Annotated in this window: 21 protein-coding genes; 7 read left to right on the forward strand and 14 right to left on the reverse strand. The window is 31.8% G+C overall.

Going from position 1 to position 22,391, the window contains the following annotated elements; translation table 11 throughout:
- Positions 1-136 precede the first annotated feature (136 nt).
- Positions 137-859, reverse strand: a complete 723-nt coding sequence (locus tag G0Q09_RS11390) for a GLPGLI family protein (RefSeq protein ID WP_219034958.1) — start codon at positions 857-859, stop codon at positions 137-139.
- Positions 860-943: 84 nt separating this feature from the next.
- Positions 944-1,786 (reverse strand): siderophore-interacting protein, encoded by an 843-nt coding sequence (locus G0Q09_RS11395; RefSeq protein WP_219034959.1) that lies wholly within the window; start codon positions 1,784-1,786, stop codon positions 944-946.
- 176 nt (positions 1,787-1,962) lie between these two features.
- Between G0Q09_RS11395 and G0Q09_RS11400 the strand changes: the two genes are divergently transcribed.
- Positions 1,963-2,718 carry a tyrosine-protein phosphatase gene (locus G0Q09_RS11400; RefSeq protein WP_219034960.1) on the forward strand — a complete coding sequence of 252 codons (756 nt, stop codon included), beginning with the start codon at positions 1,963-1,965 and terminating at the stop codon, positions 2,716-2,718.
- A gap of 27 nt (positions 2,719-2,745) precedes the next feature.
- Here the strand turns inward: G0Q09_RS11400 and G0Q09_RS11405 are convergent, their stop codons facing one another.
- The 4 genes from G0Q09_RS11405 to G0Q09_RS11420 are packed head-to-tail and all read right to left on the reverse strand — an operon-like array spanning position 2,746 to position 8,529.
- Positions 2,746-4,680 carry a heavy metal translocating P-type ATPase gene (locus G0Q09_RS11405; protein WP_219034961.1) on the reverse strand — a complete coding sequence of 645 codons (1,935 nt, stop codon included), beginning with the start codon at positions 4,678-4,680 and terminating at the stop codon, positions 2,746-2,748.
- 57 nt (positions 4,681-4,737) lie between these two features.
- A complete protein-coding gene (locus G0Q09_RS11410; RefSeq protein WP_219034962.1) occupies positions 4,738-5,154 on the reverse strand; it encodes a Fur family transcriptional regulator in 417 nt (138 codons plus the stop codon).
- A gap of 49 nt (positions 5,155-5,203) precedes the next feature.
- The gene (locus G0Q09_RS11415) at positions 5,204-5,797 is read right to left on the reverse strand and encodes an FEKKY domain-containing protein (protein ID WP_219034963.1); all 594 of its coding nucleotides are present in this window, start codon (positions 5,795-5,797) and stop codon (positions 5,204-5,206) included.
- Positions 5,797-8,529 (reverse strand): GH92 family glycosyl hydrolase, encoded by a 2,733-nt coding sequence (locus tag G0Q09_RS11420; RefSeq protein ID WP_219034964.1) that lies wholly within the window; start codon positions 8,527-8,529, stop codon positions 5,797-5,799. Before G0Q09_RS11420 ends, G0Q09_RS11415 begins: the two co-directional genes overlap by 1 nt.
- 89 nt (positions 8,530-8,618) lie before the next feature.
- Here G0Q09_RS11420 and G0Q09_RS11425 point away from each other — a divergent pair, with 89 nt between their 5' ends.
- The 5 genes from G0Q09_RS11425 to serS all read left to right on the forward strand — a co-directional run bounded on the left by G0Q09_RS11425 (position 8,619) and on the right by serS (position 13,331).
- Entirely contained in the window at positions 8,619-9,620 is a 1,002-nt protein-coding gene (locus G0Q09_RS11425; protein WP_219034965.1) for an isoaspartyl peptidase/L-asparaginase family protein, read from the forward strand.
- Positions 9,617-10,294, forward strand: a complete 678-nt coding sequence (locus G0Q09_RS11430) for a copper homeostasis protein CutC (protein WP_219034966.1) — start codon at positions 9,617-9,619, stop codon at positions 10,292-10,294. The genes G0Q09_RS11425 and G0Q09_RS11430 overlap by 4 nt, the downstream gene beginning before the upstream one ends.
- 18 nt (positions 10,295-10,312) lie before the next feature.
- On the forward strand, positions 10,313-11,437 hold the full coding sequence (locus tag G0Q09_RS11435; protein WP_219034967.1) for a DNA polymerase III subunit: 1,125 nt from the start codon (positions 10,313-10,315) through the stop codon (positions 11,435-11,437).
- Between the two features lie 21 nt (positions 11,438-11,458).
- Positions 11,459-11,746, forward strand: coding sequence for a hypothetical protein (locus G0Q09_RS11440; RefSeq protein ID WP_219034968.1), 288 nt, complete (start codon positions 11,459-11,461; stop codon positions 11,744-11,746).
- A gap of 316 nt (positions 11,747-12,062) precedes the next feature.
- On the forward strand, positions 12,063-13,331 hold the full coding sequence (gene serS, locus G0Q09_RS11445) for a serine--tRNA ligase (protein ID WP_219034969.1): 1,269 nt from the start codon (positions 12,063-12,065) through the stop codon (positions 13,329-13,331).
- A 68-nt stretch (positions 13,332-13,399) separates the two neighbouring features.
- On the opposite strand, the gene rfbD is transcribed toward serS, so the two are convergent.
- The 8 genes from rfbD to G0Q09_RS11485 form a co-directional block, all read right to left on the reverse strand.
- A complete protein-coding gene (gene rfbD / locus G0Q09_RS11450) occupies positions 13,400-14,254 on the reverse strand; it encodes a dTDP-4-dehydrorhamnose reductase (protein ID WP_219034970.1) in 855 nt (284 codons plus the stop codon).
- A 54-nt stretch (positions 14,255-14,308) separates the two neighbouring features.
- Positions 14,309-14,824 (reverse strand): OmpH/Skp family outer membrane protein, encoded by a 516-nt coding sequence (locus tag G0Q09_RS11455; RefSeq protein WP_114998374.1) that lies wholly within the window; start codon positions 14,822-14,824, stop codon positions 14,309-14,311.
- A 26-nt stretch (positions 14,825-14,850) separates the two neighbouring features.
- Positions 14,851-15,438 carry an OmpH/Skp family outer membrane protein gene (locus G0Q09_RS11460; RefSeq protein ID WP_180905650.1) on the reverse strand — a complete coding sequence of 196 codons (588 nt, stop codon included), beginning with the start codon at positions 15,436-15,438 and terminating at the stop codon, positions 14,851-14,853.
- 61 nt (positions 15,439-15,499) lie between these two features.
- A complete protein-coding gene (gene bamA, locus G0Q09_RS11465; protein ID WP_257468205.1) occupies positions 15,500-18,022 on the reverse strand; it encodes an outer membrane protein assembly factor BamA in 2,523 nt (840 codons plus the stop codon).
- Between the two features lie 20 nt (positions 18,023-18,042).
- Positions 18,043-18,786, reverse strand: coding sequence for an undecaprenyl pyrophosphate synthase (gene uppS, locus G0Q09_RS11470; protein WP_219034980.1), 744 nt, complete (start codon positions 18,784-18,786; stop codon positions 18,043-18,045).
- A gap of 11 nt (positions 18,787-18,797) precedes the next feature.
- On the reverse strand, positions 18,798-19,547 hold the full coding sequence (gene porG, locus G0Q09_RS11475) for a type IX secretion system protein PorG (protein ID WP_219034971.1): 750 nt from the start codon (positions 19,545-19,547) through the stop codon (positions 18,798-18,800).
- A gap of 118 nt (positions 19,548-19,665) precedes the next feature.
- The gene (locus G0Q09_RS11480; protein WP_219034972.1) at positions 19,666-20,550 is read right to left on the reverse strand and encodes an NAD kinase; all 885 of its coding nucleotides are present in this window, start codon (positions 20,548-20,550) and stop codon (positions 19,666-19,668) included.
- The gene (locus G0Q09_RS11485) at positions 20,550-21,206 is read right to left on the reverse strand and encodes a CBS domain-containing protein (protein ID WP_219034973.1); all 657 of its coding nucleotides are present in this window, start codon (positions 21,204-21,206) and stop codon (positions 20,550-20,552) included. Before G0Q09_RS11485 ends, G0Q09_RS11480 begins: the two co-directional genes overlap by 1 nt.
- Before the next feature lie 243 nt (positions 21,207-21,449).
- On the opposite strand from G0Q09_RS11485, the gene G0Q09_RS11490 reads away from it, so the two are divergent.
- Positions 21,450-22,367 carry a mevalonate kinase family protein gene (locus G0Q09_RS11490; protein ID WP_219034974.1) on the forward strand — a complete coding sequence of 306 codons (918 nt, stop codon included), beginning with the start codon at positions 21,450-21,452 and terminating at the stop codon, positions 22,365-22,367.
- The last annotated feature ends 24 nt before the right edge of the window (positions 22,368-22,391 follow it).

Here is a 22,391-nt window from a genome sequence, read left to right on the forward strand (position 1 = left end):
TGAAAAAATCATCCGGAAATAGGTCTTTTGTTTCCATAAATATGTAAATATTAAATGTATAAAAAAAATTCTGCTCGATTTTAACCCAAGCAGAATTTTATACTTACACAGTTTTTGGTACAGTGTCGTTTTTTTGTTAATCATCTTTATCAACTCCTGTTTTTTTATTGATATTTTCTTGTATTTTGTGATAATATTCTTCTTCTATTCTATCAAATTCTAATGTCGAAATTACTTTTCCTTTCGTTGGTTTTTGTAGTTTCAGCTTATCGTCGATCGACATTGATTCTAACTTATAAGTTGTAGACTGATTTTCATCTTTCAAAGATGTTTTCTTCAGTTCTAATAATAATCCTGGCAAACCATTGTATTCATCTGGCCCACATTTTGATTTTATCGAAGGAACATACCACGCTTCTATGTTGAAATTAGCGTCAACAGCTACTGCTTTTCGTACATCATAACCTTTTATTTTTTTGGATTCTCGCGTAATACTCCATTTATAAGTTGCAATGGAATCAGAGATATTATACAATTTGGAATCCATTTCTCTCATGATTATTTTTGAATTCGTATCGAAATCATAAAAGCTTTCCAAATCTTTAAAACCACCTAAAACTTTCATCGAATATTTTGGTCCTTGTGAATTATCAATTCGTTCTATTTCTTGTGAAAGACATTGATTTTCATCGACAGAAAGAGCAATATATTTTGGTTTCGAAAACATTTCCTCTCTTAATCTTTTCGATTCTGGATTCGGATCATTCAAATTAATAAAATTCCGTCTTTCATATTCTACTTTAAATTTTTCTTGACCAAAAACTGAAATTGAGAATAATATCAAAAATATATACTTCATTTTAATACAATTAGAAATTTAAAGATAACAAAAAAAGCTTCACCATTTCTGATAAAGCTTTTTGATTAAATATCCCTCTTGTTTTTAGAAAACTCTTACCAACAATTCTTGTTCTATTTTATCGTGACAATTTTCTAATGCATTTTTCTCTGCTTTTCCTGCTTTCCAATGCGATGTACAATAAAATTCGTCTTTTTTCCATTCTAAATCATCTTTAAAAAATGATTTTATTTCCTTTACAGATTTAGATTCCCCCGCAACATAAGCAAATCGTTTTCCGTCTTTGCGTTTCGGAAATTTCTGATTTTTTGTCAAACTATATAAAGCTATTCCGCTTCCTACATTTTGATTCACAATCCATTTAAATTCTAAATTTGCTTTCGTTTCAATTTGGTGAATATCATCTTCTGTTGGGACTTCCACACAAACAATTCCGTTTGTTTTAGCAGGAAGCGACTCTATAATTGCTGAAATTACAGGCAAGCCTGTTAAATCTGCAGCCAAGAAAATGAAATCTGTTTTTGGAGTCAAATCTTTCTTTTTTGACTTCATCGAAACTCCAATCATATCTCCAACTTTCGCCTCATTTGCCCAACGCGATCCTGGACCATTCAATCCATGATTTGCAATATCAATCACAATCACATTGTTTTTGGCATCAATATCGCGCAACGTGTAGGTACGAGAAACTGGTTTAAATTTTTCTGATGGCGAAATCCATTTTTGATTCTCTTCATCATACTCAGCGTAGTGAATATCACGGATCCCAAGCGGTGGAAAAAGTAATTTACATGTTCCGCCCAACGTTGTATCCTTAAAAAAAGATACATCATCATTTTCCAAATGAACGCGAATAAGATGTGGTGTCACAAATTCTTTCTTTTTTAAGATGAACTTCTCCTTCGCAATTTTCACTTTATCTCCCATCAGATTATTTAGATTTATTCTAATTCTATGCGAATATAAAGTAAATTTAGATTGAATAAGAATAATAAAATGTTAAAGTAAAAAGTTATACTTTTTTTAATACGATTTTAATATGATAACTTAATAATTAACCTTAACTTTTACATATTAAAAATAACCTAAAAAACGAACAGAAAATGGAAAATACTTTATGCGAAATCTCGCTCGAACAAAGAACTCTTCCACTTGAAGGCGGATTTAATTGCAGAGATTTAGGTGGAATAATTAACACAAAAAATGAAGTCATTAGAAAAGGATTGTTAATTCGATCTGATGATTTAGCAAATTTGACAGATGATGATTTGGAGATTTTAAACGATTTTCCAATTCGAACAATTATTCATTTACGCACGACTTACGAACGTTTAAAAAATCAAGATCGCATTCCAAATAGTTGTAATCACGAAGTTCATTTGGATATTTCTTCTGGACATTTCGAAAATTTAGTGAAACAATTCAAAGCTGGAATTTCAAATCCGAAAGAATTTATGTGTAAAATCTACGAGGATTTTGTTTTAGATAAAACATGTCAAACGCAATACAAAAGCTTTTTTGATATTATTCAACATAAAAATAGAACGCCAATTTTATTTCATTGTACTGCAGGAAAAGATCGAACTGGATTTGCAACAGCAATGATTTTATCTGCTTTGAAAGTCGATTTAGATACAATTATGGATGATTACTTGGCTTCTAATATCTTTTTGGAACAAAAATATGCACACATCTTAAAGATCGATCCGAATTATAAATATCTAATTGATGTTTTACCTGAATATTTAGAAAGTTCTTATGAAGCGATTAATAAGAATTTTGGTTCAGTCGAAAATTATTTAACTGATATTTTGAAGGTTGATTTAGATTTGATGAAAGATTTATACATAAAAAAATAAGCGATCAATTGATCGCTTTATTTTTATCTAAAATTTCATTCGTTGAATTCGAACAGCATTCAAAATTGCTAATAAAGCAACACCTACATCTGCAAAAACAGCTTCCCACATATTGGCAATTCCTTCTGCTCCAAGGAAAAGCACGATAATTTTAACGCCCATTGCTAAAATGATATTCTGAATCACAATCTTTTTTGTTTCACGACCAATTTTTATCGCCGTTGCAATTTTAGAAGGTTGATCGGTTTGGATTACAACATCTGCAGTTTCTATCGCAGCATCGCTTCCAAGTCCACCCATCGCAATTCCGACATCAGAAAGCGCTAGAACAGGCGCATCATTGATTCCATCTCCAACAAAAGCCACTACTTGATTTTGATCTTTTTTCAATGCTTCAACTTTCTCTACTTTTCCTTCTGGTAACAATCCACCAAAAGCTTCATCAACACCAACTTCTTTCGCAACTTTTTGCGTAATGGTATTTTTATCTCCACTCAACATAATCGTTTTCGAAACACCCAAAGCCTTCATTTTCTGAATTGCTTGTTGCGCATCTTCCTTGATTTTATCAGCAATCGTAATATATCCAGCATATTTGTCATCAACAGCAACCACCACAATGCTCTCTACAATATCATGAATTTCTTGCTGATACTGAATCGTAAAATGATCTAATAATTTAGTATTTCCAGCTAAAACGGTTTTTCCATCAACTTTTCCTTTCAAACCTTTTCCAGAAATTTCTTCCACCTCTATTGCTTTCAATTCTGATGGATGACTTGCCACAATCGCTTTCGCAATTGGATGTGTAGATTGCTTTTCTAAAGCCGAAACAAGATTTAAAAAATCATTTTCAGGGAGATTCGTTTCAATTTTTTGGACTTCGAAAACACCTTCCGTCATTGTTCCAGTTTTATCCATCACAACTGTGTTTACTTTTGCCATTAAATCTAAAAAGTTAGAACCTTTTACTAAAATTCCGTTACGTGAAGCCGCTCCAATTCCACCAAAATAACCTAACGGAACCGAAATAACCAACGCACAAGGACAAGAAACAACCAAGAAAACTAAACCTCTGTACAACCAATCATTGAAGTCATAATTGTCAACAAAAAAGTAAGGAATAATCACCAAAGCTGCTGCCAAAAAGAAAACAATTGGTGTATATATTTTTGCAAATTTTCGGATAAATAATTCAGTTGGTGCTTTGCGAGAAGCTGCATCTTGAACCATTTGTAAGATTTTTGCAATCGAACTATCTTCAAATTTTTTAGTCGTTTGAATTTCAATTACATTTTCAAGATTTAACATTCCTGCCAAAACAGTTTCTCCTATTTTATACGTTGAAGGTTTACTTTCTCCCGTCAAAGCCGCAGTATTAAAACTTCCTTTATCTGAAATCATAATTCCATCTAACGGAACTTTTTCCCCAACTTTTACCTGAATTGTTTCTCCAATTACCACATCTTGTGGTTTTATTGTTTCGAAATTACCATTTCGTAAAACATGCGCTGTGTCTGGACGAACATCTAATAAGGCTTTAATATTTCCTTTTGCCTTATTAACCGCCGCTTCTTGGAACATTTCGCCAATTGTATAAAACAACATTACCGCTACACCTTCTGGATATTCGCCAATAATGAAAGCACCTAAAGTCGCAATTCCCATCAACGAAAATTCATTGAAGAAATCTAGCTTTTTAGCTAATTTAAAGGCTTCTCCCCAAACAGGAAATGCTACTATAATATAAGAAATGCCAAACCATATCAAACGAATAATTTGATTATCAACAAACCAAGTTGGTTTTAAAACATATTGAACAAAAATTCCGGCAAAGAAAATAGCTAAACTGGCACCTAATAAAATTTTACTATTATTGTGTTCGTGGTCATGACCTTCGTGATTGTGATTATGAGTATCTTTATGTTCGTCATTTGACGTACTACAACAAGCTTTAGACATAATTAAAAATTTATATTTCAAAATTATAAAGTTGTTGCTGCAATCTGGTTGCAAAGTTTAGGATTTACATTGATCGCATATTCCTTTTAAGATAAAAGAAGATTGTTCGACTTCGAAATTTTTGGGTAGATTGATTTCTGGCAAATGAATATTTCTCAAACAAAACGTCTGATTACAATTGTTACAATGAAAATGAGCATGCGTAAACTCAGGCGTACATTTGCAACTCGACTCACAAAGCGCATATTTTATAGAACCCGTTCCGTCCTCTATGGAATGAATTAATTTATTTTCTTCAAACGTTTTTAATGTTCTATAAATCGTAACGCGATCTGCTTGATCCATCTCAATTTCTAAATCAGCTAAACTTAATGCAACGTCAGTTTTCATCAATTTATCTAAAACCAACAAACGCATCGCTGTTGGATTGATAGAACGATTCTGTAATGCTTTGTTTAAAATTTCTGTTTGCATTTTCTTCGATTTCGAATATAAAGTTACGAAAAAGTTAACTAAAGTTTAGTTAATAAAGTTTTTCCTTTTTTATTGCATCTAATTCTTTTTGCATTCGTTTCTTCCAATCTTTACCATTACGTTTTTCAAGATAAGGCTTTACAGTTTCTTCATATTTTAGTTCTAATTTATCATGTTTAAAATCTAAAACTCCAATATTTATATAATCTACTCCATATTTATTGTGAATACTGTCAATTTTAGCATAGGTTTCAGAACTAAATTCTGGTAAAGGAAATCCTCCTGAATGAAGAAAAATAATTTTATCATTTTTAATATCTTCTTTTGCTCTTTCTATGTATTCTTTTTCTTCCTTTTTTAATTTAATTATGTCATTTATAAATACTCCAATTATAATCATAAAAAAAACTGAAGTTAAAACTAAATTAACATTAATCAACTTACTGTATTTAAACAAACTAATTAAACTTGAGAAAATAATTATTCCAATAAGAATGTAAATAATTTCATGATATTCGGTTTGATAATAAATATCCCAAAAAGTATAATTTGAAGAACTATGTATCCAACAAAAATTTATTATTGGAAATAAAAGTATTAATCCAATAACGATTAAATTAAAAACAATTAACTTTTTATTCACTATTTCACTGTTATTTCATCTACAAAAATATACGACTTTCCTTGAAAAGGTTCTGCTAAATGACCTTTTGGGAAAGCACCATAATTTGTTGCTTTTACTTTGATGTAACGTGCTTTTTCTTCTTTAAACTGAATTTTCCATGAATCAGAAAACACGTTATTATCAAATGCATCAACTTGTTTTTCTAACATTCCAACCAATTTAAAATTCTGATTATCTTTCGATGTATAGACTTCTAATTTTGTAGGTAAGACAATCCAAGAACGAGAATCTTGCAAGAAATTCATGACAACCGAAGAAACGGATTTCGTTTTTTTCATGTCAACAATTGCATCAAAATTTTGATCATATCCACCTGCATGATATTGCGGTGTGTAGGTAGAATTCAACTGAATTGTATAATCATTTGGTTTCTTAGTAAATGTTCCAGAAATTGTTTTACTTTTCTTTCCATTCACTTCCACAAAAGAAGAAATTGTAGTTGTTTCTTTGATTGAAATTGGTTTTTTATAGATTTCTGCTTTTTTACCATTCACAGAAACATAGATTTTCGCATTTGGTTCAGAAGATTTTACTTCAACATTCATTTTATTTTGAAATGATCTGTCTTCAGCAACCAAAACTGGAATTGTTACAATTTTTTCACTTTCAGAAATAGGTTTAATCTCTCTATCTTTCAAAAATTCAAATCCTAAAAATTGATTTTCTTTGTAATTATTTTTCGTGATTATACGCTTCGTTCCATCTTCTAGATTAATCGTGATTTCATCAAAATACGGCTCAACAGTCGTCCACATTCCCGAACCTGGCGTAACGCTATAAATTCCCATCGAAGCCAAAACGTACCACGCGCTCATCTGCCCACAATCTTCATTTCCAATCAATCCATCTGGCGAGTTTTTGTAATGTTCATTCAAAATTTTATGAACCAATTCTTTTGTTTTTTTTGGCTTATCAATGTAATTGTACAAAAAAGCCACGTGATGACTCGGCTCATTTCCTTGCGCATATTGCCCGATAAGTCCCGTAACATCCACTTGCTCCCGACCTGTTGTTTCTGATGGTGCATTAAATAATTCATCTAATTTTGCATCAAAACCATCTTTTCCACCATAAAAATCAATCATTCCATTAATATCTTGCGGTGCAAAAAACGTGTATTGACAACCATTCGCCTCTGTGTAATTATTGTTTACTTCACGCGGATCAAAAGGTTTTAGCCAACCTCCATTTTTCTTTGGCTGAATAAATTTTGTCTCATGATTGAATAAATTTTTCCAATATTGAGAACGTTCGATAAAGTAATTATAATCGTCGTGTTTATTTAAAATCAATGCCATTTGCGCAATACACCAATCATCGTACGCATATTCTAATGTTTTAGAAACTGATTCGTGTTCATCGTCAATCGAAATAAATCCGTTTTGTTTGTAAGCTTTCAATCCCAAATGATCTAACATTGCCGAATGTTTTGCTGCTTCATAAGCTTTCTCATAATCAAAGCCTTTGAAACCTTTTACCATTGCATCAGCAATCACAGAAACCGAGTGATAACCAATCATACAATCGGTTTCGTTACTCGCTAATTCCCAAACAGGTAAACGTCCACCTTGTTCGTAATGCTTGATAAATGTGTTAATAAAATCAATCGTTCTTCTCTTCTCAATCAAGGTATACAAAGGATGCGCAGCACGAAAAGTATCCCAAAGTGAAAAAACCGAATAATAATCGAAATTATTTGCCAAATGAATTTGATCGTCCATTCCACGATAATTTCCATTCAAATCTTGCGAAATATTTGGTTGCATCATCGTGTGATACATCGCTGTATAAAAAATAGTTAGTTTATTCTTATCTGAAGATTTCACTTCAATCTTCGATAATTCTTTGTCCCAAGCTTTTTCAGCAGCGGCTTTCGTTTTAGAAAAATCAAAAGTTGTTAATTCTTTGCTATTAACATCCGTTCCATTATATCCAGTTGTAGATAAGGTCACTTTTACCATAATCTTCTCACCTTTCTTTACCTTTTTACCAAAAGCCAAGGCAATTTCATTTCCTTTGAATGTTTTAGATGTAATATTTCCGTCTTTTGAAGCAGTTAATTTCATCGGAACATTAAATTCTATTTTGGCAAAAATCTTTTGATTCTTCGCCCACTCTTCCGAATTTCTGTAAACATAAAGTGTTTTAGCGTCTACAATTTTCACTTCTCCATCAACTAATTTATCACGATGATTAAGATCTAAAATGATCTTTGCATCACCTGCTTTATTAAAAGTATACTCATGCAAACCAACGCGAGTTGTCGTTGTTAATCGGACATTGACATTATATTTATCTAACAAAACTTGATAATATCCTGCTGTAGCTTTTTCATTTTTATGCGAAAATTTAGAACCATAATCAGCTTGAATAAATCCTTTCTGATTAAGCGTTGGCATCAACATAATGTCACCATAATCAGAAACTCCAGTTCCATTTAGATGTGTATGTGAAAAACCATAAATAAAATCATCTGAATAATGATAACCACCACAACCATCCCAACTTCCATCAATTCGAGTATCTGGAGAAAGTTGAACCATTCCGAATGGTAAAGTCGCTCCAGGAAATGTATGTCCATGTCCACCTGTTCCAATAAACGGATTAACATATTGTGCATAATTATTTTTCTGAGCAAAAATTAATGATGAAAACATCATCAGAATAAATGATAGTAAAGTTGATCTCATTAGTTTTTAGTGTTTTGATTGACAGAAATTCTGTTATACAATAATATGGATTATATTTGTTTTAACACAATTTAGAAATCGATTAACACATGAGTAATAGAAGAAATTTCATAAAAAATCTTGGAGCTTTAGGCTTACTTTTAGGTACAACAAAACTTGATCTTAATGCGCAAACTACATCTAAAAGATCAACTACTTCAACAAAAATCAATAAACCAATTGTTCTTTCTACTTGGCGTTTTGGAATTGAAGCTAATGCCGAAGCTTGGAAAGTTTTAGGTAATAATGGAACAGCTTTAGATGCTGTAGAGCAAGGCGTAAAATTGGTCGAAGCTGATCCAAATGAACGAAGTGTTGGTTATGGTGGACGTCCTGATCGCGATGGAAAAGTAACTTTAGATGCATGTATTATGGACGATCAAGCAAATATTGGTTCTGTTGCTAGTTTAGAGTATATCAAACATCCAATTTCTGTTGCGCGAAAGGTAATGGAAGATACACCACACGTGATGTTAGTTGGAAATGGTGCACTTCAATTTGCGTTGGAAAAAGGCTTCAAAAAAGAGAATTTATTAACTGATGTTTCCGAAAAAGAGTGGAAAGAATGGTTGAAAGATACTAATTATCAGATGCCTATCAATATCGAAAATCATGATACAATTGGAATGATTGCCTTAGATTCCTATGGAAATCTTTCTGGAGCTTGTACTACGAGCGGAATGGCGTACAAAATGCACGGACGTGTTGGTGATTCACCAATTATCGGCGCAGGTTTGTATGTTGATAACGAAATTGGTGCAGCAACCGCTACTGTTCATGGTGAAGAAGTGATTCGTATTGCGGGAAGTCATTTGGTTGTGGAGTTGATGCGTCAAGGTTATTCGCCAGAAAATGCATGTAAGGAGGCTGTTCATCGAATCATTAAATTAACAAAATCTCGCAAAAAAGATTTATCGGCGATTCAAGTTGGTTTTATTGCAATTAACAAACAAGGCGAATATGGTTCATATTGTATTCATCCTGGCTTTAACTTTGCGGTTTATGATGAAACTGGAAATCGTTTAATTGACGGGAAATCTATTACAAAATGAAAAAATTAGAAATCGCTTGCTTCAACTTAGAATCAGCTTTAATTGCAGCAAAATCAAATGCAGATCGAATCGAGTTATGCGCCGATGCTTCAACTGGTGGAATTACACCAGACTTTGAAGATATCAAAACATTAAGAAAAGAAACGGACAAAGAAATCATGGTGATGATTCGTCCTCGTGGTGGAGATTTTTGTTATTCTGATGAAGAATTTGAACAAATGAAATCTGAAATCATCATGATTAAAAATTTTAGAATTGATGGTTTTGTTTTTGGAATTTTGAATGAAGATAACGAAATCGATTTTGAACGAAATCATGAATTAATTGAACTTGCAAAACCTTTTCCTTGTACTTTTCATCGCGCTTTTGACAGAACTTCTGATGCCGAAAATTCACTTCAAATCGTGATTGATTTAGGATTCAAAACTATTTTAACTTCTGGTTTAGATAGCAATGTTGATTATGGAAAACGTGAATTAAAAAATCTAGTTAAAAAAGCAGAAAATCAAATTACAATTATGCCTGGAGGTGGTTTGCGCTCAACAAATATTGAAGAAATTGATTCATATACACATGCAAATTATTTTCATTCTTCAGCGATGATTGATGATTCTGGAATTGCTAATTTAGAAGAAATCAATCGATTAAAAAGTATGATAAATTCTGAAAAATAAAAATAGTAACTTTGGACTATGCTTTGGGAAAATATAATTGGACAACAGGAGATTAAAAACAAGCTTCAACAATCTATAAAAGATGGTCGTATAAGTCATGCTCAGCTTTTTTCTGGTCCAGAAGGTTCGGGAACTTTGGCTTTGGCAATTGCTTATGCACGTGAAGTTTTGTGTGGTTTGAATAACGAACAATGCAATCTGAAAGTTGATAAATTACAACATCCCGATTTACATTTTTCTTTTCCTTATTCAGCAACAGAAAGTGTAAAAAAGCCACTTGCTAAGTATTTATTAAACGATTGGCGAACTTTTGTAGACGAAAATGTCTATGGAAATTTAACGGATTGGATGTCTCATCTTGGTATTGAGAAAAAACAAGGCGTTATTCCTGTTGATGAAGCGGATGAAATAGTCAAAACATTAGCGCTAAACAGTTACGAAGGAGGCTATAAAATCATGATTATTTGGCAAGCTGAGGAAATGACTACTGCAGCTGCGAATAAATTGTTGAAAATAATTGAAGAACCGCCTCAAAAAACACTTTTTTTATTGGTAACAGAACGCGAGGATTTAATTTTACAAACCATTATTTCTCGTTGTCAATTAGTAAAAATCCCACGTTTATCACAATCGGATGTAAAGAACTATTTGGTTGAGAAGAAAAATATTAATCCAGAAAAAGCGCAACATATTGCTTTTCTATCGCAAGGAAATGTACGAGAAGCATTGCATCAATTAAATGATGACGAACATTTATTCGATAAGTATTTTGTGACTTGGGTTCGAAAAGCCTTTATGGCAGCCAAAACTCCAACCGTTTTAAAAGATTTGATTGATTGGTCGAATCAAATTGCAAGTTGGTCGAGGAGTGAACAAAAAGATTTTTTGAATTATTGTTCAGAGATTTTTCGTCAAGCTTTGTTAAAAACGTATCAATCTGATGATTTAGTTTTCTTGCAAATTAATGCAGAAGGTTTTAAATGGCAAGGTTTTGCACCTTTTATACATGGAGCAAATATCGAAGATATTTTAAATGAAATTAATGAAGCATCGTATCATATTGAGAGAAATGGTAATTCTAAAATTATACTTTTAGATTTATCAATCAAGTTAACGCGCTATTTACATCGCAAAACAGCATAAAAAAAACCACTTATCTAACAAGTGGTTTCTTTATATGATTTGAATGTTATTTCAAATTATTTTGCTGGAGCTACTTCTTTAGCTGCACCTTCAACTTCAGTTGCTGCTGAATCAACTTTAGCTGCTGCTGAGTCAACTACTGCTGCTGCTGAATCAACTACTGCTGCTGCTGAATCAACTGTTACTGCTGCTGAATCAACGTTAGCTGGTGCTTCTTCTGCTTTTTTCTCACCACAAGATACTGCTCCTAAAGATAAAGCTGCTACTGCAACTACTGCGAAAAATTTTTTCATTGTTTTATTGTTTTAATTATTAATAATTTTCGATTAATTTTCTTTGACAAATGTATTTACGAAACGTAAACAACAGCATGTAAAATCAATGTAATATAGTTGTATTAATAAATTCTCAATAAATAAAGTTTAAAAAATTGATTTTAAATATGTTATAAATTATTTTACAATTTTTGAATATTTTTTGTAAAAAACATTGTGTTAATTATTTATCTAATGAAGACAGTTAAATTTAAAAATTAATTGATTTTGATTAATTTTTGATCCTAAATCATTTAATCTTTATTTAAAAAAATTAATTATTTATACATTTGTATAAATTTAATAAAAGTATGCTAGTAGTTTCTTACATTCAAGAAAACAAAGATCGTGTAATTGAAGGACTTAAAAAACGTAACTTCAAACAATTAGATCTTGTTGATGAAGTTTTAAATGTGGATGAACTTCGTCGTAAAACACAATTTGAATTAGATAATGTATTAGCTGAATCCAACAAATTAGCAAAAGAAATTGGTAATTTGTTTAAAGATGGAAGATCGGAAGAGGCTAATGAATTAAAAATCAAAACGGTTGATTTAAAAACTCAATCAAAAGAGTTACAAGATTTATTATCGTCTTACGAAACCTCCGTTAAAGAAATTTTGTATCAAATCCCAAATATTCCGAACGAAATCGTAAAAGCAGGAAAAGATGCTGATGATAATGAAATCGTTTTTGAACACGGAGATGCAACTGCAAAACCAAACAATTTGCCACACTGGGAAGTTGCTAAGAAATTTAACATCATTGATTTTGAATTAGGTGTTAAAATTACCGGAGCTGGTTTCCCTGTTTACAAAGGAAAAGGTGCTCGTTTGCAACGTGCTTTAACACAATTTTTCTTAGATAAAAATTCTGATGCTGGCTATACAGAAATTGTTCCTCCCTTCGTTGTGAATGAGGCTTCTGGTTATGGAACTGGACAGTTACCAGACAAAGAAGGACAAATGTATTATATTGGAGAAGATGATTTGTACTTGATTCCTACTGCGGAAGTTCCTGTGACGAATATTTACCGTGATACAATTGTAAAAGCAGAAGATTTACCAATTACGTTGACTGCATATTCACCATGTTTCCGTCGTGAAGCGGGTTCTTATGGAAAAGATGTTAGAGGATTAAATCGTTTACACCAATTTGAGAAAGTTGAGATTGTACGTATCGAAAAACCAGAAAATTCTTACGCTGCTTTAGACGGAATGATTGAGCACGTAAAAGGAATTTTAGAAGATTTAGAATTACCATACCGTATTTTAAGACTTTGTGGTGGTGATACAGGATTTACATCTGCAATTACATACGATTTTGAAGTTTTCTCTGAAGCGCAAGAAAAATGGTTAGAAGTTTCATCTGTATCTAATTTTGAGACTTTCCAAGCGAATCGTTTGAAATTACGTTACAAAGATGAAAACGGAACTCAATTAGCACATAGTTTAAATGGTTCTGCTTTAGCTTTACCACGTATTTTAGCCTCAATTTTAGAGAATCACCAACAAGCTGATGGAACAGTAAAAATTCCGAAAGCGTTGCAACCTTATACTCGTTTTGAGATTTTAGATTAATCAATAATCTGTCAGATAAATAAAAGCTCGAGAATTTCTCGAGCTTTTTTATGTTATTAAAATTGAAACTAAATCAGGTGTTTCAATTCTTTTTTCAAACTATCTTCCCAAGTCGGAATATCAAATTGATAAACTTCTTTTATTTTCGATTTATCCAATAAACTATACGCAGGACGTTTCGCTTTTGTCGGATAAGCTGAAGTTGGAACAGGATTAATTTCGATTGTTGAATTAGAAAATTCTTTAATTTTTTGAGCAAATTCAAACCAAGAACATTTTCCTTCATTCGAATAATTAAAAATTCCATACGTTAAATCATCATTCGAAATAATCGTTAAGATTGCATCAGCCAAATCTATTGCATTTGTTGGCGAACCAATTTGATCTGCCACAACAGATATTGAATCTTTGTCATTAAACAACCTAAGCATCGTTTTAACGAAGTTATTTCCAAATCGAGAATAAACCCAAGCTGTACGTAAAATAATCGTTTTAGGATTGTTTTCTAATGCTAAATTCTCTCCATCTAATTTTGTTTGACCATACACCCCTATAGGATTTGTTTGATCAGTTTCTAAACGAGGTTGAGCTTCAGTTCCATCAAACACATAATCTGTCGAAACGTGAATAAAAGGAATTCCTTTTTGATTCGTGATTTTTGCTAAAAATTCTGTTGCTTTTGCGTTTACTAAATAAGCATTCTCTTGATCATCTTCAGCTTTATCAACCGCTGTATAAGCTGCACAATTGATAACAAAATCGAATGATTTATCTTCGAAATAATGATTAATTAATTCTTCATTCGTAATATCTAATTCATTTCGAGTGACAAAAAAACATTCAATTTCCTTGTAGTTTTTTGATTGCTCTAAAATCGATTGACCTAACTGACCATTCGCTCCGGTAACTAAAATTCTTTTCATATATAAAAAAAGCCACTAAAATAGTGGCTTGAAGGTATTATTAATATCTTAAAATTATAATCCTAATTCTTTTTTAACGTCATTTAATAAGTCGTATCCTCCAGCTTTGTAAACTAAAACACCTGCAGGTAAAACATATTTAACTCCTTTTTTTGCAGCAGCAGCATTAATTGCATCCATTACCCTTTTCTCGATTGGATCCATTAAAGCTTTCTCTTTTGCTTGCATTTCATCTTGAGCAGCTTTTGCATACGTTTCGTATTTCTTTTGCATTTCTTGCTCTTTCTCTTGGTATTTGTTCGCTGCAATTAATTTTTGAGCCTCTTCTTGAGATTTACCAGCTAAATCTTTTTGAGCAGTTTCCATAAAAGTTTTATAGTCTGCTTGTAATTTTGCGATAGCATCTTCGTGTTTTTTACCTAATGCTTGTAAATCAGCCTCTGCTTTTTTGTAAGCTGGCATTGATTCAATTACTGCTTGCGTATCAATATGTGCAATTTCTTGAGCGAAAGATAAAACGCTTCCGAAAACCATCATTGTAAATACTGCTATCAATCTAATTTGTTTCATTTCTAGTCTAATTTGTTTTTTAAAATTTATTTTCTTGTTTTATTGCTACTATTACTAGTTTTATTATTTCCAGAAGTTGATGTTTTTGAATTATTTGGTTTCAACTCTGGTCTTAAAGTCATTAATACTTCTCTACTTATGTCAAACTTTGGATCTGTATAAATCATGATTAAATCACTTCCTTTATCAAATACAAAACCATATCCTCTTTTATCTGCAACTTCTTTTGTCGCATTATAAATTTGATCTTGTAAAGGCTTTACCATTGATCTTCTCAGATTAACTAAATCACCATTTGGTCCATAACGTTTATCTTGCAAAATTCTTACAGCCGCTACTTCATCAGCTAGCTTTTTCTCTTGCTCTTTCACCTGTTCTGCCGTTAATAAAATCTTTTCGGCTTCGAATTCGGCTTGTAATTTAGCTAAATTTTCTTGTTTTTGCTCAATTTCTTTTTGCCAAGATTCTGTTTGAGATTTTAATTTGCTTTGAGACGATGTATATTCTGGTAAATTTTCTAAAATATACTGACTGTCTACATAACAAAACCTTTGCGCGAAAGAGAAACTTGCTAATCCAAAGAACAACGCTATAAAGCTAATCCATTTTTTCATATTTGTGATGTGTTAATTCTAAAATTATGCCAAAACGTTCTAAGCAAATTTAATCAATTTATTAGAATTGTTGTCCAATAATAAAGTGAGTTTGCCATCCAGAGCGTTCTGTTTGGTTAAATCCTTTATCAAATCCGTATCCGAAATCAAATCCTAACAAACCAAATGCTGGCATATAAATACGAAAACCTGCACCAGCAGAACGTTTTAATTCAAACGGTTTAAATTCACTTGTATTGTTCCAAACGTTACCTCCTTCTGCAAAAGTTAATGCATAAATCTTAGCTGTTTGGCTCATTGTGATTGGATAACGCAATTCTAACGAATATTTATTATAAATTGTTCCACCTCCTTCTGGCGTAATATCTCCTGTTTGTCCACCAGAGTTTGTTGCATCTTCGTAACCTCTTAATGAAATAATCTCACGTCCATCGAAACGTTTTTGTGTAAGACCTGTTCCTCCTAAGTAAAAACGTTCGAAAGGAATTGTTCCAATTTTACGGTTATATATTCCTAAAACTCCAAATTCTCCACCAGCTTTTAAAACTAATTTACCAGTTAATTCTTTGTAGAAATATGCTTTAGCTTTGAATTTATAATACTCTAACCATTTGAATTTTTCTACATCAGACATGTTTGTATAGTCTTTATTATTAAAAGCTGAATAAGGAAATGTTGTCGTAAACGATAAACTAATTTCTGATCCTGATTGTGGGAAAATAGGATCTGGCCCAGCTGAATTACGTGTTAAACCTAATGTATAGTTCAAGTTGTTTGACGAACCATTCTCATAGTTCAAATTACCAACAGTCATCGCATAATTATCGAAGTTATATAACTGATAAGAAATTGAGTTTGATAAACGGAAATAATCATCTGGCCAAGTTAATAACTTTGTTAAACCAACTGATGCTCCTAAGATATCCAATTTCGCTTTTTCTCCATAATTATCACGGTAATCATATTGTGAATAATAAAAAGATGTTGATAAAGCTGTAGGGCGTTTTCCTCCAATCCAAGGTTCAACAAATGATAAACTATAATTTTTATATCCGTTACCAGCTTGTGCTCTTAATGATAATTGTTGTCCATCTCCCATTGGAATCGGTTTCCAAGCTTTTTTATTGAAAAAATTCTTCAATGAGAAATTCCCGAAAGTTAATCCTAATGTACCAATGAAAGTACCTGCACCATATCCTCCTTGTAATTCTACTTGAGAAGATGATTTTGGCGCAACTTTCCACTCTACATCAACTGTATTATTATCTTGATTTGGTTGAATGTCTGGAACAATTTGCGTTGGCTCTAAATATCCTAAAGAAGCTAACTCCATCATCGTACGTTTAATGTCCGATTTAGAGAATAAATCTCCTGGTTTAGTTCTTAACTCACGATATAAAATATGATCGTGTGCTTCTGTATTCCCATTAATCGTTACTTTGTTAAGTGTAGCTTGTGTACCTTCGAAAACTTTAATTTCAAGATCGATTGTATCATTTTTCACACTTTTTTCTACAGGAATAGCACGAGCAAACAAATACCCTCTATCCATATATAGTGTAGAAATATCATTGTCTTTTTCTGATCCAGAAATCTTTTTGTTGATACCTACTGCGTCATAACGATCTCCTGTTTTGTAACCAAAAATTCGTTGTAATTGTTCAGAGGTATAAATTGAGTTTCCAGAAAACGTTACATCTCCTAAGAAATATGGTTTCCCCTCGTTAACTTTAATTTTAACTAATAAGTTTTTATCATCAACTTTTTCGATGTTGTATGACTCAACTTTAGCATCTCTAAAACCAACAGATTTATACTCATCAACCAAAGTTTTTAAATCTTCCTGGAATTTTTCAGGAATCATTTTAGATGACTTGAAGATATTGATAGATTTCTGTTTGGTATTTTTCATCCCTTTTTTACGTAAACGAGCAGCAGTTAAGTTTTCATTTCCTTCGAAAATGATTTTCTTAATCTTTACACGCTCTCCACGATTCACATTTAATGTAATGTTTTCTTCATCTTCTTTACCAACAATTGGCTGACGTTCTACATTAATTGTTGTGTTAGGATAACCTTTTCCAGTATAATAATCTTTGATTTTATTATTTGTTGTATTGATTAAACTTTGCGTAATCTTAACACCTGGATTTAATTTATTTTGTTTGATTAAATCTTCGCGTTGCGATTTTTTCACGCCGTTAATCTTAATTTCTCCTAAACTAGGAACTGAAACCAAGGCAAGCTCTAATGTTACTTCGTTACCTTCTATTTTATCTACATACAAGTCGATGTCAGAGAAAATATTAGATCTCCATAATTTTTTTACAGCATTATTTACCTTCGTACCTGGTAATTCTATCTCCTCACCGATAGCAAAACCTGCATAACGGATAATTTGATTCTTAGAATATTTAGAGTCACCTGTTACAACGATATCTTTCAATTTGAAAGTTCGTGCATTGGTATAATCTAAGACAAAATTATCTTGTTGTGTTGAATCAATGGTTTTCGTAGAATCTACGACTTGCGCTTGTGCCATGTAAGCTCCAAGCATACACATTGTCCAAAAAATTTTCTTCATAATCCTCTATTTCAGTTCGATTAGTTCGTTAGTTGCTCGCTTATCTTACCAAATCTACGTTCTCGATTTTGGTAATTTAAAATTGCTTTATAAAATTCTTCCTCGTTAAAATCAGGCCACAAAACCTCTGTAAAATATAATTCTGCGTAAGCAATTTGCCACAACAAGAAATTACTAATTCTGGTTTCGCCACTTGTTCTAATCATAAGATCTACCATTGGTAAATCGTGTGTATATAAGTTTTGATGAACTAATTCTTCATTAAAATCATTGTCGGATATTTCTCCGTCATTGTATTTTTTGGCAATAGATTTCATCGCGTGTAATAGTTCTTCTTTCGAACCATAACTTAATGCTAATGTCAAAACACAAGCTGTGTTGTCTTTCGTTTTTTCCATCGCTTGAGTCAAATCTTTGAATGCTTTTTTTGGTAATTTTGATAAATCTCCAATCACATTCAAGCGAACTCCATTTTTGTGTAATTCATTTATTTCGTCCTTAATTGCAGAACTTAATAAAGTCATTAAAACATTGACTTCTAATTTTGGACGATTCCAGTTTTCTGTAGAAAATGCGTAAAGTGTAAGATGTTTTATTCCTAATCTACGACATGTCTCTATAGAAGATCGAACAGCTCCTAAAGCACTTTTATGTCCAAAAGTTCTTTCTTTACCGTTCTTCTTGGCCCATCTTCCGTTACCATCCATAATGATTGCAACGTGATTAGGTATATTATTTTTATCTATTTGTTCTACTAAACTAATTTCCATTCTTTTTAATCACAATAACAAGCAGGTCGACCAAAACTATATGTCAACGAAATTCCTGTTATAACATACCAATCTTTGTTAGATAGATTTCCGTAAACTACTTCATTATCATAAGGAAAATTTGGGAAAATATTTTTATATTCCTCACTAAATTTGCCTGTATTATAATCGATATAATCCACATTTGTATATCGAACACCTGTCTCAAAAGATAAAATCCAACTGTAATTAAATCTTACTTTATAACCTACTCCAAAAGGAATTGATAAATCAAGTTTTCTCTTTTCGATAGGTGGTACTCCTACTTCTTCATATTTCTTTCTTTTTGCCGAAAATGCTCCTACACCAAAAAAGATATATGGAGATTGAGCTTTTTCTTGATCATCATTGATATTAAAGAAATTATACTCAAACATTACTGACCCTTCTACTATATTGTTTCGAAAACTTTTTTTCCGGTCTAATTTATATTGCTCTTTCGAACGGTGATCACTTGCACCTACTTTCGAATAAGAAATATTTGCTCTAAATCCCATTTGTGGATTTATATTAAAACGATACAACCCTCCAATCGAAACAGGCAGGAAAATTTTTCCATCAGGTTCAGTTTTTGTAGGAAATGGATTGATATAGCTAGCTTTTCCAACATCACCTATCACATTTGCCCCACCAGCAAAAATTCCGAGTTCGTGTCTTTGGGCAAAAATCATTTGCGACAAACACAATGTAAAAACGAACAAAAATAATCTCATCATAATGTTGTGTTATTTTTTCGGCTTTTGCTTTTTCTTCTTTTTAAATTCGAACAAATATAAACAAAAGTCAATTCAACGTAACTGATTTAACAAAAATTAAGAAGTTTTATTGTAAATTTTAATTCCTTTTATCTGAACCCCAAAGCATTTTTTCTCTCAAAGTTGTGAAATAAGTCGCGTCAATAGCTTCAACGATTAAGATTTTGAAGTCAGCTTTTTGTATTGTCAATTCCACGTCAGTTGTTAAAGGAAAGTTACGAGAATCTAACGAAAGGAAATATTCATTAGCTCTACTGCGTATTTTTAAGTCAATTTTTTCGTTTTCTGACACAACTAATGGACGCACATTTAGATTATGTGGCGCAACAGGGGTGATGACAAAATTTTGATTAGACGGATGAACAATTGGTCCACCACAACTTAACGAATATCCTGTAGAACCTGTTGGCGTAGAAATAATCAAACCATCAGACCAAAAAGAATTTAAAAATTCATTGTTTAAATAAGCATCAACCGTAATCATACTCGTTGTTTCACGGCGAACTACAGTCACTTCGTTAATCGCAAAATTATTTTCAATTTCTACACCATCACTTCTTTTAACGGTTAATAAAGTACGCGGAATAATATTGTAATCATCATTGAAAAAACTATCCATTTGCTCCAATAACACACTTTTATTAATTGTTGCTAAAAAGCCTAAACGTCCCGTATTTACACCAATAATTGGAATATTAGAATCCCTAACAATTGTAGTTGCTGATAAAATTGTTCCGTCTCCACCAAAACTGAATAAGAATTTAACCGATTTGTCTAAATCATCATGAGAAGTATAGGTTTCTACATTATCAGGTTCAAAATCAGTTGTTTCTTTTAAGATTTGAAGAAAATTTTGCTCAACACAAAAAGCAATTTCGTTCTGAACTAAATAATTAATAAATGGTGGAATAATATCCGTTAAAGACGTACTTGTTTTTTGTCCAAAAAGTGCAACTTTTATCATTAGGTATTCATGTATTTTAACAATTGTGCATAACGACTTTGCAGAAGTTCTTGTTTTTCGTCGTTATAAAATTTTTGAATCACTTGATATCCATAACGCTCAAATGTTTCACCAATTGTCAACAAGTTCGATGAACTAAATTTCAGCAAAACATAAACGCTATCCTCCTTATTCCCAACAATCATCATTCCCAAAATTTTTCCGTTATTCACTTCAATAATATTAGAAATCGCAGTCATCGACAAATCTTTTTCCGCAATCGAAACTAGCATCGAAACACCTAGCGCAGCGACAAAAGGAAAATTTGCAAATGTGTTGATAATATCCGTTTCCGTAATAAAACCAACATAGCGCGATTGTTCGTTAATAATTGGTAAGATATTCGCCTGATTCGTGTACATCATCTGAATTGCATCTAAAAGCGTACTCGATTCAGAAAGATAAAAACTCTCCAAATACGAAGTATAATCTACTTTTTCATCATCAATTGATAATTCAATCAAATCTTCTTCCGAGATATTTCCAATAAAATCCAACCCTTTAAACAAAGGTAAATGCGTCAATTTATTCTCTTGCACAACTTCTAAAAGCTGACTTGGAGAATAATTAACTTTCCCTGGTTTTATCTCATTCGATAGATATTCGGTGATATACATGGCACAAATTTATATATTTTAATACATTAATTCTCTATTTTTAATGCTAATTCGGTTAAAATCATTGATTATTAATTGAAATTTAACCAATTTATTCTAAATTATTTAGTCAAAATATATTCCAAAATCTACTAATAATCAAAAAATAATATGATTTACAATTTTTTAAAGCAAAACTCTTCCTCAAATTCAAAAAAGAATGGCTTAAATTTTGTAGATTTGCAGTACCAATTTTAGCATTGAATGAAGAACCCATTATTTTATGCCAAAATCTTACTTTTTGGCGAATATGGAATTATTGAGAACTCGAAAGGATTAACAATTCCTTATAATTTTTACCAAGGTGCATTAAAATTTGAGCCTTCTGAAATTGCAGAAGAGTCAAATGCTCACTTGAAAAATTATGCGAAATTTTTAGAAGAGAATTTTGCGGACACTTTTGATACAAAATCTTTTTCGGAAGATGTTGCAAACGGAATGTACTTCGATTCTAACATTCCTCAAGGATATGGTGTAGGTAGTTCTGGCGCTTTGGTTGCAGCTATTTATGACAAATATGCCTTGAATAAAATTGATATCAATCAAAATCTAAACAAAGAAAAAATTAGCGAATTAAAAGCTCTTTTCGGAAATTTAGAATCTCATTTTCATGGAAAAAGTTCTGGAATTGATCCTTTGATTTGTTATATGAATATTCCTTTGTTAATTCAATCAAAAGATGATATTTCGACAATTGGTTTACCTTCTGCAAACGTAGACGGAAAAGGAGCGGTTTTCTTAATCAATTCGGGTACACCAGGAGAAACGGCGCCAATGATTCATATTTTCTTCGAAAAAATGAAAAAAGAGGGTTTTCGTAAAACATTGAAAGAAGAATTTATTAAATACAACAACGCATGTATCGAAAACTTTGTGAAAGGTGAATACAATCCACTTTTTTCAAATCTTCAAAAATTGTCAGCTTGGGGTTATGAGCATTTCAGACCAATGATTCCTCAAAAACTGGTGAATGCATGGAAAACTGGAATTGATACACATACGTATTACCTAAAACTTTGTGGATCTGGCGGAGGCGGTTATGTTCTTGGTTTTACACAAGATTATGACAAAGCGAAAAGCTACTTAAAAGACTTCCAGACCGAAGTTATTTACAAATTCTAAAAAATAATTTATAAAAATACAATC

Source organism: Empedobacter falsenii (assembly GCF_019308355.1).
GTDB classification, from domain to species: Bacteria; Bacteroidota; Bacteroidia; order Flavobacteriales; family Weeksellaceae; genus Empedobacter; species Empedobacter falsenii_B.

Bases quoted from the DNA above. Each gene is read 5' to 3' on its own strand.
- G0Q09_RS11390 (WP_219034958.1), bottom strand. From the start codon at position 859: ATGAAGTATATATTTTTGATATTATTCTCAATTTCAGTTTTTGGTCAA.
- G0Q09_RS11395 (WP_219034959.1), bottom strand. From the start codon at position 1,786: ATGGGAGATAAAGTGAAAATTGCGAAGGAGAAGTTCATCTTAAAAAAG.
- G0Q09_RS11400 (WP_219034960.1), top strand. From the start codon at position 1,963: ATGGAAAATACTTTATGCGAAATCTCGCTCGAACAAAGAACTCTTCCA.
- G0Q09_RS11405 (WP_219034961.1), bottom strand. From the start codon at position 4,680: ATGTCTAAAGCTTGTTGTAGTACGTCAAATGACGAACATAAAGATACT.
- G0Q09_RS11410 (WP_219034962.1), bottom strand. From the start codon at position 5,154: ATGCAAACAGAAATTTTAAACAAAGCATTACAGAATCGTTCTATCAAT.
- G0Q09_RS11420 (WP_219034964.1), bottom strand. From the start codon at position 8,529: ATGAGATCAACTTTACTATCATTTATTCTGATGATGTTTTCATCATTA.
- G0Q09_RS11425 (WP_219034965.1), top strand. From the start codon at position 8,619: ATGAGTAATAGAAGAAATTTCATAAAAAATCTTGGAGCTTTAGGCTTA.
- G0Q09_RS11430 (WP_219034966.1), top strand. From the start codon at position 9,617: ATGAAAAAATTAGAAATCGCTTGCTTCAACTTAGAATCAGCTTTAATT.
- G0Q09_RS11435 (WP_219034967.1), top strand. From the start codon at position 10,313: ATGCTTTGGGAAAATATAATTGGACAACAGGAGATTAAAAACAAGCTT.
- serS (WP_219034969.1), top strand. From the start codon at position 12,063: ATGCTAGTAGTTTCTTACATTCAAGAAAACAAAGATCGTGTAATTGAA.
- rfbD (WP_219034970.1), bottom strand. From the start codon at position 14,254: ATGAAAAGAATTTTAGTTACCGGAGCGAATGGTCAGTTAGGTCAATCG.
- G0Q09_RS11455 (WP_114998374.1), bottom strand. From the start codon at position 14,824: ATGAAACAAATTAGATTGATAGCAGTATTTACAATGATGGTTTTCGGA.
- G0Q09_RS11460 (WP_180905650.1), bottom strand. From the start codon at position 15,438: ATGAAAAAATGGATTAGCTTTATAGCGTTGTTCTTTGGATTAGCAAGT.
- bamA (WP_257468205.1), bottom strand. From the start codon at position 18,022: ATGAAGAAAATTTTTTGGACAATGTGTATGCTTGGAGCTTACATGGCA.
- porG (WP_219034971.1), bottom strand. From the start codon at position 19,547: ATGATGAGATTATTTTTGTTCGTTTTTACATTGTGTTTGTCGCAAATG.
- G0Q09_RS11480 (WP_219034972.1), bottom strand. From the start codon at position 20,550: ATGATAAAAGTTGCACTTTTTGGACAAAAAACAAGTACGTCTTTAACG.
- G0Q09_RS11485 (WP_219034973.1), bottom strand. From the start codon at position 21,206: ATGTATATCACCGAATATCTATCGAATGAGATAAAACCAGGGAAAGTT.
- G0Q09_RS11490 (WP_219034974.1), top strand. From the start codon at position 21,450: ATGAAGAACCCATTATTTTATGCCAAAATCTTACTTTTTGGCGAATAT.